Origin of the sequence: Streptomyces xanthophaeus, from assembly GCF_000725805.1 — a bacterium.
GTDB lineage: Bacteria > Actinomycetota > Actinomycetes > Streptomycetales > Streptomycetaceae > Streptomyces > Streptomyces xanthophaeus.
In genome coordinates this window covers 60,269-74,318 of the sequence record NZ_JOFT01000022.1, presented here as the reverse complement: position 1 = coordinate 74,318, position 14,050 = coordinate 60,269, and the positions used below count along the sequence as shown (strand labels likewise).

At 69.8% G+C, this 14,050-nt stretch carries 13 protein-coding genes; 7 read left to right on the top strand and 6 right to left on the bottom strand.

Annotated features, from left to right (window positions below):
- Positions 1 to 5: 5 nt before the first annotated feature.
- Positions 6 to 1,262 (bottom strand): helix-turn-helix transcriptional regulator, encoded by a 1,257-nt coding sequence (locus IO30_RS0114970; RefSeq protein ID WP_031143138.1) that lies wholly within the window; start codon positions 1,260 to 1,262, stop codon positions 6 to 8.
- 611 nt (positions 1,263 to 1,873) lie between these two features.
- On the opposite strand from IO30_RS0114970, the gene IO30_RS45960 reads away from it, so the two are divergent.
- From IO30_RS45960 to IO30_RS0114945, 4 genes are read left to right on the top strand one after another with little or no spacing between them, the layout of a single operon-like run.
- A complete protein-coding gene (locus IO30_RS45960; protein ID WP_167347263.1) occupies positions 1,874 to 2,011 on the top strand; it encodes a hypothetical protein in 138 nt (45 codons plus the stop codon).
- A 14-nt stretch (positions 2,012 to 2,025) separates the two neighbouring features.
- The gene (locus IO30_RS0114955; RefSeq protein ID WP_031143133.1) at positions 2,026 to 3,213 is read left to right on the top strand and encodes a cupin domain-containing protein; all 1,188 of its coding nucleotides are present in this window, start codon (positions 2,026 to 2,028) and stop codon (positions 3,211 to 3,213) included.
- Entirely contained in the window at positions 3,210 to 4,115 is a 906-nt protein-coding gene (locus IO30_RS0114950; RefSeq protein ID WP_031143131.1) for an aldo/keto reductase, read from the top strand. Before IO30_RS0114955 ends, IO30_RS0114950 begins: the two co-directional genes overlap by 4 nt.
- Positions 4,099 to 4,953, top strand: coding sequence for a hypothetical protein (locus IO30_RS0114945; protein WP_031143129.1), 855 nt, complete (start codon positions 4,099 to 4,101; stop codon positions 4,951 to 4,953). Before IO30_RS0114950 ends, IO30_RS0114945 begins: the two co-directional genes overlap by 17 nt.
- A 330-nt stretch (positions 4,954 to 5,283) precedes the next feature.
- Here IO30_RS0114945 and IO30_RS45955 read toward each other — a convergent pair whose 3' ends face one another.
- On the bottom strand, positions 5,284 to 5,772 hold the full coding sequence (locus IO30_RS45955) for a hypothetical protein (RefSeq protein ID WP_167347262.1): 489 nt from the start codon (positions 5,770 to 5,772) through the stop codon (positions 5,284 to 5,286).
- A 213-nt stretch (positions 5,773 to 5,985) separates the two neighbouring features.
- On the opposite strand from IO30_RS45955, the gene IO30_RS0114935 reads away from it, so the two are divergent.
- Positions 5,986 to 7,242: a hypothetical protein gene (locus tag IO30_RS0114935; RefSeq protein ID WP_157853293.1), complete on the top strand. Its 1,257-nt coding sequence runs from the start codon at positions 5,986 to 5,988 to the stop codon at positions 7,240 to 7,242.
- A gap of 228 nt (positions 7,243 to 7,470) precedes the next feature.
- On the opposite strand, the gene IO30_RS0114930 is transcribed toward IO30_RS0114935, so the two are convergent.
- Positions 7,471 to 7,710 (bottom strand): hypothetical protein, encoded by a 240-nt coding sequence (locus tag IO30_RS0114930; protein WP_031143124.1) that lies wholly within the window; start codon positions 7,708 to 7,710, stop codon positions 7,471 to 7,473.
- Between the two features lie 325 nt (positions 7,711 to 8,035).
- Here IO30_RS0114930 and IO30_RS0114925 point away from each other — a divergent pair, with 325 nt between their 5' ends.
- Both IO30_RS0114925 and secD read left to right on the top strand, forming a co-directional pair.
- Entirely contained in the window at positions 8,036 to 8,413 is a 378-nt protein-coding gene (locus tag IO30_RS0114925) for a hypothetical protein (protein ID WP_031143123.1), read from the top strand.
- Positions 8,414 to 8,505: 92 nt separating this feature from the next.
- Positions 8,506 to 10,854 carry a protein translocase subunit SecD gene (gene secD, locus IO30_RS0114920; RefSeq protein ID WP_051902287.1) on the top strand — a complete coding sequence of 783 codons (2,349 nt, stop codon included), beginning with the start codon at positions 8,506 to 8,508 and terminating at the stop codon, positions 10,852 to 10,854.
- A gap of 1,090 nt (positions 10,855 to 11,944) precedes the next feature.
- Here secD and IO30_RS0114905 read toward each other — a convergent pair.
- From IO30_RS0114905 to IO30_RS0114895, 3 genes are all read right to left on the bottom strand, one after another.
- Positions 11,945 to 12,178: a hypothetical protein gene (locus IO30_RS0114905; RefSeq protein WP_051902285.1), complete on the bottom strand. Its 234-nt coding sequence runs from the start codon at positions 12,176 to 12,178 to the stop codon at positions 11,945 to 11,947.
- A gap of 34 nt (positions 12,179 to 12,212) precedes the next feature.
- Positions 12,213 to 13,118, bottom strand: coding sequence for a hypothetical protein (locus IO30_RS0114900; RefSeq protein ID WP_031143114.1), 906 nt, complete (start codon positions 13,116 to 13,118; stop codon positions 12,213 to 12,215).
- A 365-nt stretch (positions 13,119 to 13,483) separates the two neighbouring features.
- Complete coding sequence (locus IO30_RS0114895) at positions 13,484 to 13,744, bottom strand: HNH endonuclease (protein ID WP_031143113.1); 261 nt, start codon at positions 13,742 to 13,744, stop codon at positions 13,484 to 13,486.
- Positions 13,745 to 14,050 lie beyond the last annotated feature (306 nt).

Sequence of the window (14,050 nt, the reverse complement as noted above, 5' to 3'; positions counted from 1 at the left end):
TCTCATCACGGCGTCCTCAGTGTGGCGATCTCCGCCCCCAACTCCGCTACGCGGTGGTCCCGTCGCAGGGGGCCGAACTCGTCGCACAGGTTTCGGAGTCTACGGGCGACGTACCCGGAGGACGACGCGTGGGCCAGAGCCAGGGCTTCGCGGGCATACGCCACCACCTGCTCCGGATCCCGCCGCTTCGCGCCCACTATGGCCAGGTCGGCAAGGACTGCTCCTCTGCGGCGGTACGAGTGGCCGGCGGCCAGCGAGGTCTGGTTCAGCGCCCGCCTCAGTGCGTCCTCTGCCAGGTCGAGGCGACCGAGCTGTACGTACCGGGCTCCCCGCTCCTCCGCCAGCCGTGTGCCGTCGAAGCGGAGCCACCCACCATTCGTGCTGCCCTCCGACAGGCTCTGGACTTCCTCAGCCTGGCAGAGGGCCCGCTCGCATCCCTCCAGGTCGCCGAGGCCGGCGCAGACCTCTGCCTGCACCGATGCCACCCACTGCCGGGTGGACAGGCTCTTGTCCCCTCGTGCCGCCACGCGTTGCGCCGCACCGAGGAGCTCGGCCGCCTGCTGATACCGCTGATCGGACATGTCCACGTAGGCGTGCCGTACGAGGGAGCAGGCCCACAGGTCGTAGGCCCCCGCTTCCTTGCTCACGGATGCCGCGAGCGCGTACGAGGCCGCCGAGTCGGTGTACCGGTTGGCGTCGTACGCGACTTCCCCCGCAAGCTGGAAGAGGTCGGCTGCGGCGGCGAGGAGCGGGCGCGAACTGCCCCGGCGGCCCCCGGCCAGGGCCTCGTTCAGTGTGGCCAGTTGATCGCGGACGATCGGGTACACGGACCCCTTGGACCGTGCGAGTTGGTAGACCTGCCACAGGTGGCTGTTCATCCGGGCGAAGTCTGCCGGGCTGCCCCTGCGCACGCCGTCGGCCAGGGCCTCTGCCTCATCGAACGGCAAAGCGGTCAGCGCACCGCTGACGGTGAGGATGCGGAGGAATTCGCGGCGGATCATCTCGTCGGGGTCTCCCGCGCTCGGGGGGTCACTGGACTTCTGCCCTGTGGCCTCCTGGCTTCCGGCTCTTGGCGGTCTCAGGAGGCCGTCCAGCTCATGGAGGCTGACTTCAAGGGCTGCGGCCAACCCTGGTCGCTGAGGTGGCTGCGGTGCGATCTTGCCGCTCTCCCAGCGTCCGACCGTTGTGCGGTCCACGCCAAGTAACTCGGCCAACTTCTCCTGACTGTAGCCCAGGGTCCTGCGCCGTTCCGCCAGTCCCATGACGACCCCTTCCCGTGACTCCCGGCCCCTCGGCTCGCGTGCACGGATCTGCGTCAAGCCTGCCGCATGTATGCCGTGGAGGCTCCCGACTCGGCGCTGTTTCCTGGGTGTTGTCGCGAACGACATGGGCACGGACGACGGAAGGGTGCGGACATGGCAACGGCCGACAGCGGTCAGGGTGACGGATTCGGCGGGGCCTCCCCCACACCGGATGCCGAGCCCGAGAACCGTGTCCGGATGACCCTCCGCGTGTCCCGGGACTCTGGACGCTCGTGGTCAGGGACGACCCGTGTCCGGGACGGCGACCCGATGGTCATCCTGTCCTCCCCCGGACGCTTCCCGCCCTGCGAGTGCCCCCGCTGCGCCGGCTTGTCGGCACCCCCAGCCCGGACCCTCCGTACCGTGCCCGCCACTCCGAGCCGGTTCCGGTGACGGGATTAGGCCGGTGGTCGCTCCGCCGGTTCGGGCGGTACGCCGGGCCGCTGTACGCCGCAATGGTGATCGGCTCCGTGTGCCTGTACGCCGCCGGCATCTACGCCACGTCGTAACGCGCCGACCTCAGTCTTCCCACCGGGCACCGGTGGGAGTTCCCCAAGGAGAGAGGGAAACCGATGGTGGAAGACAACACCGGCTCCGTAGCCCCCGAAGGGGGTGGCCTGCTCGTCGCGAAGCGGAAGATTGTCGCCGCGCGCACCCGCGCCGAGCAGGAGTCCGACGTCAGTAGCGGCCGTTCCGACGGCAACGACTGACGGGGCCGCCCACGATGCTTGATGCAGCCTCGTGGGCGGGGCGTCTGGGCGGGGACACGTTCCTCGCCCAGACGTACCACCGCTCCTACGCGCACTTCACAGGCGCCGCCGACGTCGGCGGCCTGTTCACCTGGGACGACCTGAACCAGATCATCGCCACACAGCGTCTGGAGCCGCCCCGGCTCCGGCTGTCCGCCGACGGTGAGACGGTCCCCCTGCACCGGTACGCCGTCCCCACGACCAACCGGCGCGCGGTGACCTGGTCCCGCATTCAGCCGGCCGAGCTGCACACCCAACTCAAGGACGGCGCCTCGCTGGTCCTGGACGCGGTCGAGAAGATCCACCCCGCAGTGCGGGAAGCAGCCGAGGGACTGGAACGGTTCCTGGGCACCTCCGTGCAGGCGAACGCGTACGCGTCATGGACGGAGCGAGAAGGCTTCGGCCTCCACTGGGACGACCACGACGTCGTCGTAGTCCAGCTCCACGGCGCCAAACGGTGGCGCCTGTACGGGGCCACACGCCAGGCCCCCACCTTCCGCGACGTCGAATCTCCCGAGCAGCCGGAGGGCGACCCGGTGGCGGACATCGTGCTCGCGGCCGGTGACGTCCTCTATCTGCCGCGCGGCTGGTGGCACGCGGTCACCGCGGACCAAGGCACGGAATCCCTCCACCTGACCTTCGGGATGGTTCCGCACACCGGCGCCGACCTCTTGCTCTGGGTCGTGGACCAGCTCCGGGCCACCCTGCCCCTGCGCACGGACATCCCCCGCTTCGCCGCGCTTCCGGAGCAGTCGCACTTCCTCGCCGCCGTGCGCCACGAAGTGCTCGACTTGCTGGCCGATCCCCGCCTGATCGAGCACTGGGCGGAGTCTGCGGACACGACCGACCTCGGGCACGCAGTCCCGTCCCTGCCCTACGTGGACGGGCTCCCCGCCGATCCGGAGATCGCCGTACGGCTCACCGCCCCACGAGCCCGTACGACCGTGAACGCCGGGCACGGCACCCTCACGCTCTCGGCGGCGGGAACGGCCTGGGACTTCACGGAGTCCGCCGGGCCCGTCCTTCGCACGCTGCTGCTCGGCCAGCCGACGACGCTGGGGGATCTTGCCGCAGTTGCCGGCCTGGAGGTCAAGGACGTGGCTGACCTGGTCTGGGTCCTGATCCAGGGCCAGGCCGTCTCCGTCGTGGGGACGGCGCTGTGACGGCCGCCCTCGCCCTGGGCACCTACAGGGTCCGCGACGTGGCGGAAGCGGCGCGCATGGCGGTGCAGGCGGGAACCCCGTGGATCGACACCGCGCCGAATTACGGCGACGGCCGGGCCCTCCATGACCTCGGCAGGGTCCTGCGGGAAGCCCCCAGCCCTCCGCTCGTCGCGACCAAGACGGGCTTCTTCACCCGCAGCCAGGGGCGAGCCGCTCTCAGCCGGGGCCTGCTCACGGAAAACGATGTCTCCGCAGGCCATTGCCTCGACCCTTCGTTCATCGCCCATCAGGTCGAAGAGTCGCTTGCCCTCCTCGGCCGCGTGGACCTGATGTTCGTGCACAACCCGGAACGGGCCGGTCGCGGAGTGGACCGGCCGGTGATGCACTGGCGGCTCCGCGAAGCGTTCACCGTCCTTGAGGAACGGGCGCACGACGGCCAGATCCCCGGCTACGGGGTGGCCACCTGGTCGGGCCTGCAGGAGGGGGCGTTCAGCGTGCCTGAGCTGCTGGCGCTGGCCCGGGAGGCCGCGGGCTCGGCCGATCATCACCTGATTGCGGTGCAGATGCCCGTCGGCCTGATCGATGACGCCCCTCTCACGCAGTCCCTGAACGGCGCCGGTCCGCTGGTGCAGGCGAAGGAGGCCGGGCTGATCACGTTCGGCTCCGCCCCGCTGCACGGCGGCGAGCTGCTGGATGCGATGACACCCGAACTGGTGGACCTGATCCGCCCCGGGCTGTCGGCCGGCGCCGCTGGAGTCCTGGCCGCCGCATCATGCCCCGCCCTGGACTTCGTGCTGACGTCCACCACGAATCGGGATCACTGGAACGATGCCGTGAAGGCACTCGCTTCGCCTCTCGCCCCCGAGCACCTCAGGAGAGTGACCGATGAACTCGCCACCTGATGAGGACATCCGAGCCGTCATGGAGGCCGCGCACGAGCGGGCGGCCACAGCTCTGGGCCTCACCTGTACGGGCTCCCCGGTGTGGGGCTTCGCCGGATTCACCCTGGGGCGCGGCGCGGGCGACTACTGGCTTCGGGTCAGCCGCGGCCACTTGAAGAACGCAGGACGCACACCAGGGCAAGGCCCCGTGGGCGCGTCCCTCCTCGTGCCTCGCGACGTGCCGCGGCCAGCGCTGCACGGCATCCACGACTGGGTGGACGGGGCGTGGTCGTTTCAGTCTGAAGTCCTCGACCGCGTACGGCACCCAGTGGTCTCACCCACACGCGCTGACCTGGCCCGGGATCCCGCTCTTCCGGAGCAGTGGTGGGGATTGCTGAAGCGGTCCCTCGACCGCCTGGCCCAGGTGGAAGGGGCCAAGGAGACCGTCCGGAACTCCTGGATCGAGCGGGCCTTCCCCCAGTTCCTCGGCATTCCCGTTCCCGCGAAGATCGAGCGGGTCACCGGTCATGGTGACCTGCACTGGGGCAACATCACCGGCCAGCCTCTGACCTTCCTGGACTGGGAACGCTGGGGCCGTGTCCCCGTCGGCTACGACCCTGGCCTTCTGCACGCCCACAGCCTCCTCGTCCCCGCCGTAGCCGAGCGCATCCGGGCCGACTTCGCCCAGATCCTCGACACCCCCGCCGGCCGTATCGGACAGCTGGCTGCGATCGCCGAACTCCTCCAGGCCGTCGCCCGCGGCTTCTACCCCGAGCTGGCGCCCCACCTCCTCGACCGAGCCGAAGAACTGACCGGCATCCGCCCTCCGGTCTCGGCTCCCGCAGAGGTCACTGCCTGACTCCGCCGCTCCGTGGGCCCTGGCGCACCCCTCCCGCGCCGGGGCCCAGACATGCTCGCCGTCGCCCCGTCTTGAAGGGTTGGGTCTTGACCGGCGTGCGTGACCACGCGGTCGGCCGGAGCGGCTTTGGCCGGTGCCCTGTTCGGTGCTCTCGCGACCGGCCCCATGTCAGTACCAGGTGGCAGGCTCGGCGCCCATGCACAGCTCGTTGAGGCAGCCCGCAATCAGGCGTCCAACCCGAACGACGGCGAAGCGGTCGCTCGCGAGGCGACCTCCCTTGCTGGGTGGCCGCAGTCCCGGCCCCGCCAGCGTGGTATGCCGGGGCTCCTATCAAGCCTTGTCGGGGATCGTGTCATCGATGATGATCTCGGGCTCGGGATCGTCTGGGCTACTGGCAGCCTTGATCCTGTCGATCGCGGGCGCGAGGGCGTCGTATACACGCCGGGAAGAAGCGGTGTTCGGATACTCGCCGTTCATTTTGGACGGGTGGGCGTTGGAGTCCAGTTGCTTGAGGTATGCGACCAGGTTGGTGCCAGTCATGGTCACGCGGACCAGTCCTCGGCCTGCTTGAGGTCCGGCGGCGATCTCGGCCGTCTTGGCTTTGACCTTGTTCTGGGAGCGTTCGGCGGGCTTCGTTTCCTCCCATAGGTCTTTGGGGCACACGATCGAGACCCGTGCAAGGCCGGCTGCCTTGGTGAGCCGTGCCGAGTGCTCGGGCGGAGACTGAACGCAGCTGATCGCCAGCATGAGCAATCCGATGAGAAAAACAGTCTGGCCTGAAGGGCGCGGACGCCTGGAACGGCAGAATTGGGTGATCACCGGCCGATGATGAACTCGCCGCGACACATCATGGGTCTCTTCCGCTCAGCATCACCGGAATGAGTGCACCGAAGTCAGGGCCGACATCGCGCGTCCCACCGAGGGCGGCGCTGCAGAACAAGGCGTCCATGCCGCGAGGCTCAGGCAGCACCATCGGCGGGCGGCCCGAAAAATGCGGAGCTGGTGTCGGTGGGACAGGGGATGCTGGTGCCCATGGCAGACCCGGAGCAGCAGGACAGCGACGAAGACGTAGACCCGGACGACGCAGAAGCGGAGGCCCCGAGCGCTGTACGGCCGTACATCTACCCGCGCAGCCACCCGTTCCTTCGGAATTACGACCCTCTGGGGCCCTTGCGATCGCAGCTGGCGCGAAACAACGCCGCCATCGCGCTGGATGGGTTGGCGAGGATGGCGGTTCAGCAGCGATCGTTCCTGAACTCCGCCAGCTCGTCCGCAGGGGCGAAGATCGCGCTGGATGGGTTGGCGAGGATGGCGGTTCAGCAGCGATCGTTCCTGAACTCCGCCAGCTCGTCCGCAGGGGCGAAGATCGCGCTCGACGGGTTGGTCAAGGTGGCGGTTCAGCAGCGATCGATGGTGGACTCGGCGCTGGCCACGGCCGGGCCGGCACTGAACATCCTCAGTAGCTCGGTTCGGTCGTTCGAGCGCAATTGGGTGCCGTCGTACATATCGTCGCTGCGTTCCCTCGTCCTGCAGGCGGACTCGTTCCAGTCCTCACTGCACCAGATCGCCGGCACGATCAGCCGCATCTTCACCGAAGACCTGTTCAGCAGGTTCAATACGCTGCGCGGACTGTGGGAGTGGCTGCCCGACAATCTGCGCGAGGTCGACACGGGGCTGTGGATGTGGGTGCTGCGCATCAGCGCAAAGGACGGCACCTGCCTGGCCTGGGCTCCGCGCGCTGAGATCGTCGCGGAGCTCCTGGCACTGCGCCACTCCGAGGACCGGCACCGCTGCCTGATGGCCCACCGCCCGGAGGTGGTGGAGGACGTTGAGGCTAGCCTGAGGGAGGTCGACCACCCCGACCTGCTCGAGCTACGGGAACTCACGCTCCAGGCCGCCGCCTGTATCCGCGATGGCCACGATGCACCGGCGCAAGCGCTGCTGGCCAACGTCCTGGACACCACCATGCGTGCCCACGGCCACACCTGGCTGCGCAGCTACTTCCCCAAGGATGCGTTTCCGCCCAGTCTCAACACAGGCAGCCACAAGATGATCGCTGGAGCTCACGGCACATACTCGGGATCAGCCCAGCTGCGCATGCTGGGGCCGTACCTGCTGGTCAACGCGATGAAGAACGTTTTCAGCGGCGTTGACCGTCAGCACACCCTCAACCGTCACCTGGGGTCGCACAATGCCTCCGCCGATTCCTACCGAAGTGAGTTCGCCTTCGCAGCGCTGCTCAACACCCAGGCTCTGCTGCGCCTGGTGGACCGTTACCTTTACGCCTGACCGTCCGTCGGACCCGCACCATGCAAGGCGCGGCTGAAGCCCTGTCCCACACCGCGGTCGCCGGCGCCTGCGCGCCACTGGATTGGCCGGTTTCGGCCACGGCTGCACAGTCACGCAGAAGCGGTACCTGCTCCGCGGGTTCCGGGCGTACGACCGCAACCGAGGGTGGCGGGGCGTAGGTCATAGCGGGCGCGAGCTCGGTCAGTAGCCACTTCGATAGCCTCGCCCCTAGGGGCGTGTGAACACGAGGTTTGCGTGCCGCTGGAGGCCGTCGCCCTCGAACTGGCTGCTCACCAATGTCCACCCGATGGCAGTCACATCTTGGATGGCCTTGGCCAGGTCGGCGTCGTGCTTGGTGGGGCGTGGGTGGAACTTCCGGATGAAGACGGTGTCTCCGCGCTTCCACGCGTCGCCAGCGGCAACCTCAATCGGGGGTATGGCGAGCCTTTTGAGTAGCTTCTTCAACATGCGCCGAGCGTAGTGAGGCTGTGGCGTGAGACGGAAGTATTCACGGGCAGCGGCTTTCCAACGCTTCCATCGAGCAGCAGCGGGGCAGGCCCGGGACCGTGACCGAAGCCGACTGCCGGACGTACGACAACACCGTGGCCAATGCGGGACCTGGGTGATCCCCTGCTCGGCCTGGTGGGTCTGAGAGCGTCCCAGAGGACCGGCGCCAGTTGGCGAATGCGAAGAACTGCCGAGGAACGTGGAACGGACCGGGGTGCCCCATACGTTGAGCAGGGCGGGGCCACGCCGTGCGGACCCGACGAGCACGGCAGGGATGGGGGGACGCGTGCCGCAGCAGAGCCGCTCCGCCCGCCTGACCGCGTCCGCGCTGGCCCTCGTCGTCACCGTCCTCGCGCTGTTCGTCCCGGTGGCCGGGGCGCAGGGCATGCCCGTGCCCGCCGACAGGCCGCTCGCCCATCACACGGTGGCGGGGCACGCCGGAGAAGGGGCAGGACCGGACGACGTCCCGGCGCGGCATGTCGCGGTCGCGCACCGGCCTGACGCCCACATCCCGGGCCCGCAGCCTGCGGGCCCCGCGCGTACAGCAGTCGACACGGCCCCGCACCGCGCCCTGGGCGGGCCCGATACGGGCCCCGCCACCGCACTCGCGCCGCCGCGCAGGCCGGCCGGGTCCGCCGCCCCGCGTGGCCCGCCCCACCGATGAGCACGCAGACCGTCATCGACGCCTGACCCCCGGCGCACACCGCGCGGGGCCGGTCACGCGTCCCTCCGTCCTGCCCTCATCGTGGAGTACGCATGTCTCGCGCACCCTTGTCCCGCCCACCCTTGTGGAGAGCGATCGTCGCGCTGGCGGCCGTCGCGCTGTCCCTCTACATCGCCCTCACCCAGTCCCCCCGCCTCGGCCTCGATCTGCGCGGTGGCACCCAGATCGTCCTGGAGACCCGGGACTCACCCACCGTCAAGGCCGACGCCGCATCCACCGACCGCGCTCTGGAGGTCCTCAGGCAGCGCGTCGACGCCCTCGGTGTCTCCGAACCCGGCATCGCCCGCTCCGGCGAGAAACGGATCATCGTCGAACTGCCCGGAGTGCAGGACCCGCGCAAGGCCGCCGAGGTCATCGGCCGCACCGCACAGCTCACGGTCCACCCGGTGACGGGGACGACGGCCGACCAGGGCTCCGCGGAGCCCGCGGCCGACGGATCGCGCACCCTGCCCGACCCGGACCAGCCGGGCATCCACCTGAAGCTGGGCCCCACCGCCCTCACCGGCGAGGGGATCAAGGACGCCGAGGCGGTCCTCGACCAGCGGTCGCTGGGTGGCTGGATGATCTCCCTCGACTTCCACCAGAGCGCGGCCGACACCTGGGCGAAGATCACCTCGGACGCGGCCTGCGCGCCTCAGGGCGCTGCGGAACGCCGCGTCGTCATCACCCTCGACAACAAGATCATTTCGGCGCCCGGCGTCAACGCGAGCGTGGTGTGCGGGACCGGCATCACCGGCGGCTCCACGCAGATCAGCGGCAACTTCGACCGGGCCGAGGCGCGCGACCTGGCAGCGCTCGTGAAGGGCGGCGCGCTGCCGGTGCCCCTCGACGTCCTGGAACAGCGCACGGTCGGCCCGACGCTCGGCGCCGACGCGATCGAGGCGAGCACCAAGGCCGCGCTCATCGGCATCGCCCTGACCGCACTGTTCATCACCCTCGTCTACCGGCTCCTCGGCGCGCTCGCCGCCGTGGCCCTCGCCCTGTACGGCCTCATCTCCTACGCCGCTCTGGTGGCGCTCGGCGCGACGCTCACGCTGCCGGGGCTCGCAGGGTTCGCCCTGGCGATCGGCATGGCGGTGGATGCGAACGTCCTGGTCTTCGAACGGGCCAGGGAGGAGTACCTGGGCGTCCGTTCCCAGGACTTGGCGAAGCCGGTGCAGACCGGCTTCGCGAAGGCATGGAGCGCGGTGATCGACTCGAACGTGACGACGCTGCTCGCCGCGGGACTGCTGTTCTACTTCGCCACGGGCCCGGTCAAGGGCTTCGGGGTCACCCTGTGCATCGGCGTCCTGGCATCGATGCTCACGGCGCTCGTGATCACCCGCGCGCTCGCGGACTTCGCCGTCGCCCGCAGCTTCGTACGCAAGCGCCCCGGTCTGACGGGCATCGCCTCGACGGGCCGGGTCCGCACCTGGCTGTCCCGCCGCAACCCGAACCTGGTCCGTCACCGTCGCCGCTGGCTCGGCGCGAGCGCACTCCTGGTGACGGTGGCCGTCGCAGGAATCCTCGTCCGCGGCCTGGACTTCGGCGTGGAGTTCACCGGCGGCCGCCTCGTCGAGTACAGCACCAGCAGGTCCGTCGACGCGGACACGGCCCGGAACGCCGTGTCCGACGCAGGGTTCCCGCGGGCGGTGGTGCAGGAGTCCGGTGACGGCGACATCACCGTACGCACGGAGAAGCTCACCGACGACGAACAGCAGCGGGTCAAGGCGGCCCTGGAGGAGCCCGGCGGAACCGTCACGGTGGAGCGTGACGAACAGATCGGCCCGAGCCTCGGCAGCGAACTGCGCGAGAAGGCGCTCCTGGCGCTGGGCATCGCGGTGGCCGCCCAGCTGATCTACCTCAGCGTGCGGTTCCGCTGGACCCTGGCGGTAGCGGCTGTCTCTGCAATGGTCCACGACGTCCTCCTCGTGGTGGGCCTCTTCGCCTGGCTGGGCAGGCCGGTGGACAGCGTCTTCCTGGCGGCGCTGCTCACGGTGATCGGCTACTCCGTGAACGACACGGTGGTCGTCTTCGACCGCGTCCGCGAAGCGCGCCGCCGAGACCCGCGAGGCGACCTGGAGAAGACGGCCAACCACGCGGTGGTCCAGACGCTCCCGCGCACGGTGAACACGGGCATGGGAGCCCTGTTCATCCTGACCGCACTGGCCGTACTGGGCGGCGACTCGCTGGCGGACTTCTCCGTGGCGCTGATCGCGGGCGTCCTGGTCGGCATCGCGTCGACCGTCTTCACCGCGGTCCCGATCGCGATCGCCCTGGAACACCGCAACCCGCCACCGCCAGCGGAACGGGGCCACCGCGCCGCGAAGGCAGTCCCTGACGAGTACAGCCCCTTGGAGGCACGGAGGAAGAAGGAGAGGGGAACGGGGGCGGTCGTCTGAGCCTAGGAGGACGGCCCTGAGGTCGAGGGCGCCTCCATCACCCGCCGTCCAGGCCTCCACGGAGCTCCGCCAACCGCGGCCACGCTCCGTGGAGGCCCGGGCGGGACAGGTGGCGGTGTACTTCTCGCGCTCGATGCCGTGCGCGGCGAGGGCGTCGAGCTGGGAGTCGAGTTCCTGGCCGAGGGCGGAGCAGCGGGCGTACCCGATGCAGATGTCGGCGCCCGGAGTGTCCAGGGCGACGGGGGCCGGCGGCGGCGCGCGAGCGGCAGGGTGATCCGGGTTCGGCCGGGCACCGCGGGCAGGGGTGGCGTTCTCCGTTGTTGGCATCGGCCGGGGCGGGGCCGTGAGGGTCCGTCATGACCCCTGTGGGCGCCTCGGGTGCCGTGGTTGAACAGTGGCCCGGCCGTGCGGTGGGGCTGACCAGTCGTCAAGTCGGGCGGTCGCATGGTGAAGGGGTTGGCGGTGTCGCCCGCCTCGCCGGCCCGCACCCATGAAGAAGCCCCCGGTCCGCAGGGGTTTGGGCCCCGGCTCCGAGAGCTTCCGAAGCGTGTGCACCCGTGATATACTTGACGGTATATCACACGTCTCACGCGGCATGGTACAGGATCTCTTATCTATTTCCACAGTACCAAGTCGGCCAGTGAGACACAACAACTAACAGAAAGTTTTTGAATTGAACTCACTAGCTGACGCCGTGAGGCGTGCTGCCCGAAAGATGCGCGCTTGGTATGGACTGGGCGTCGTCGCCTTGGTGCTTGGTTGGTTCTGGCTGTTGGAGCGGTTCGGCCCACTGTGGAGCACTGACCTGTGGGTCCTGACCTTGGTAGTCGTCGTGGCCACAGCGCTTCTACCCGGAGCGTGGGCCTCCGCTATTTGCGCCCTGGCCCCGTACGTCTTCGACAAGAGGAGGCGTCAGGGGGCGTAAGACCGTGCCCGGTACCAGGTTGGCTGACTCACGTCTGCCTGGTACCGAGCCTACTGCGGCGAGCCCAGGGTAGTAGGCGTGTCCTGGTGTCCCCTGCATCACGCGCGTGGCCAGGTAGGACCAGGCCGCCCGCCGTCGCCACGCGACCCCAGCGGGTGCGTCGGGCTACTCGGCCTGTTGACCCGGCTCGTTCACGCGGTACTGGACGGGCCGGTCCTGGACCTTGACCAGGACGCCGGTACGGGCGAGGCCACGGTAGACGCGGCGGACGTGCTTCTCCCCCGGTTCGTACCCGGCGTCGCGCAGGACGGTCATGCCGCGGACGGTGTCCCACAAGCCTCCGAGGATCTGGACCTTGCAGACGAGGGCCTGCTTCTGGGTCTGCGCGGTGTCGCTCACGACGGGTCTCCTAGCTGTGCGGCTGCGGTGACCGTCAGCCGGGGTGGCGGTCTTGGCTGCTGGGCTGAGCTGTCGTGTCCGCCGGCGAGTGGGTGACTGCGTCGGCGGACAGTTTCGGGGCGAGTTCTTCGAGGTCGGGGTGGGTGGCGGCCACGGCGCGCAGGATGCGGATGAGGCTCTGGGGTTCGAGGGGGCGGCCGTTAACGGTGGTGAAGAGGTGACCGGTGTCGGCGCGGGCAGCGGCGCGCAGGGGGAGGTACTCGTCGATGGCGCGTACGGCGTCGTGGTGGACGGGCTGGAGGCGGGTGGCGTCGGAGGCGGCGTTCTTCTGGGGGACGTCCCAGGTGGTGCGGTGCTGTTCCTGGTGGCGGCCGTTCAGGCGCATGGCGGCGATCTGGCCGGGGCGCAGGACGTCGGCGTCGCTGTGCCGGCCCCACAGGTAGTGGTTGAGGCAGAGGTAGACGAGGGCGCGGGCGCGGTGGGGGCCTTCGCGGCGGGTGCCGGGGTAGCGGTCGGCGGCCTGGGCGAGCCAGCGGCACTGGTCGGGGGTGAGAAGTTCCCGGCCGGGCAGGCCGGCGGCGAAGTTGCCGCCGCGCTGGAACTGGAGCGACCTGGCGGTGCCGGGCTGCACGAGGCCGGGGCCGCCGGCGGCCCCGGGGGCCTCGGCCCAGCGGTAGAAGGAGCGGACGGCTCCGCAGGCGGCGTCTCGGGAGCGGGCGGCGGCCGCGTAGCCGATGGCCCAGTTCTGGAGGGCCATGGGGGTGGGCTGAAGGTACAGGTCGGGGTCCGGGCTGCCCTCGCTGCCGCAGCCGACGGTGAGCCAGTGCAGAACGGCAGGCCGGTAGTGCTCCAGGGCCTGGTAGCTGAAGTGGCCGTTCGCCTCGGAGTTCGGGCCGGCCAGCCACTCCTCGACGAGCTCGGTGACATCGCGATCCGCCATGCGGCCAAGTTACCTGTATCAGGGCGGGCCCCTGCTGCTCGGGTTCAGCTGTCCGTCAGGCCCTCGAGGTCTACCCCGCGCCTCCTCCCGCGCCTCCTCCTGCGGGGGCGGGAGGCGGGTCCGTGCTGCAGGGCGAGGTGGGCCCGACGGTCCCCGGTGGTCGTCTACGCGTGGCGGTCGGCCTTCTCGTTTCCCTTGCGGGGCTGGCAGCCGACGACCAGGCGGTGCGCGCTGAAGGCAGGGACCGACCCCGTTCGGGCACGTCGAAGGGCACGAGTGGGGTGTCGGTGGGCTCACGGCCGTGAGCGCGTTCCTCTTCGCCACAGGCATCGACGGGGGTGAGCGTCCACGTCTGTGGCGTGCGGTCAGCTGGTGGCTTCCCATCGCTGGTTGGCGCGGTGAGCCACGGCGAGGAGTTTCTGCTGGAGGTCGGCCCGCCGGGAGCCTCGGGTTTTCATGGCGTGGCAGTTGGGGCAGAGGGCGATCATCTGGGAGGGGTGGTCACGGCCTGCTTCCGAGATGGGCTGGACGTGGTCGACTTCCAGGATTGCGTGGCCGTGGACGGTGACGTCGGTCGGCTGGCCCGAGCAGTCGGGGTTCTCGCAGTGGCCCTCGCAGCGGAGCATGACCGCTTCCCTGGCTGAGCGCAGTCGGTGCGGGAGCTGAACGGTGCGTTCGGTCCGGCGGCCGGCGGTGGAGCTCTCTACGCGTTCGATGCGGGCGATCAGGGTGCGGTACCGCTCGCGCGCCCGGGCGGGTGTTGCTGCTGGTGTTATTGCTTCGGAGGGGGCTGGGGGCCCTTCGGGGGCGGAGCGGGGGTGGGAGCTCCGTTCGCACTGCTGGTGGCGGGTTCGGCCTGCGGGCAGGGTGTTGCCGCATACTGCGCACGTTTCTGGACCTTCGGCTGCCGGTGACTCGGTGGCCTCAAGTGT

What these genes read in the sequence shown, in the direction of transcription:
- IO30_RS0114970 (WP_031143138.1), bottom strand. Translation starts at nt 1,262, where the DNA reads ATGGGACTGGCGGAACGGCGCAGGACCCTGGGCTACAGTCAGGAGAAG.
- IO30_RS45960 (WP_167347263.1), top strand. Translation starts at nt 1,874, where the DNA reads ATGGTGGAAGACAACACCGGCTCCGTAGCCCCCGAAGGGGGTGGCCTG.
- IO30_RS0114955 (WP_031143133.1), top strand. Translation starts at nt 2,026, where the DNA reads ATGCTTGATGCAGCCTCGTGGGCGGGGCGTCTGGGCGGGGACACGTTC.
- IO30_RS0114945 (WP_031143129.1), top strand. Translation starts at nt 4,099, where the DNA reads ATGAACTCGCCACCTGATGAGGACATCCGAGCCGTCATGGAGGCCGCG.
- IO30_RS0114935 (WP_157853293.1), top strand. Translation starts at nt 5,986, where the DNA reads ATGGCAGACCCGGAGCAGCAGGACAGCGACGAAGACGTAGACCCGGAC.
- IO30_RS0114930 (WP_031143124.1), bottom strand. Translation starts at nt 7,710, where the DNA reads ATGTTGAAGAAGCTACTCAAAAGGCTCGCCATACCCCCGATTGAGGTT.
- secD (WP_051902287.1), top strand. Translation starts at nt 8,506, where the DNA reads ATGTCTCGCGCACCCTTGTCCCGCCCACCCTTGTGGAGAGCGATCGTC.
- IO30_RS0114900 (WP_031143114.1), bottom strand. Translation starts at nt 13,118, where the DNA reads ATGGCGGATCGCGATGTCACCGAGCTCGTCGAGGAGTGGCTGGCCGGC.
- IO30_RS0114895 (WP_031143113.1), bottom strand. Translation starts at nt 13,744, where the DNA reads ATGCTCCGCTGCGAGGGCCACTGCGAGAACCCCGACTGCTCGGGCCAG.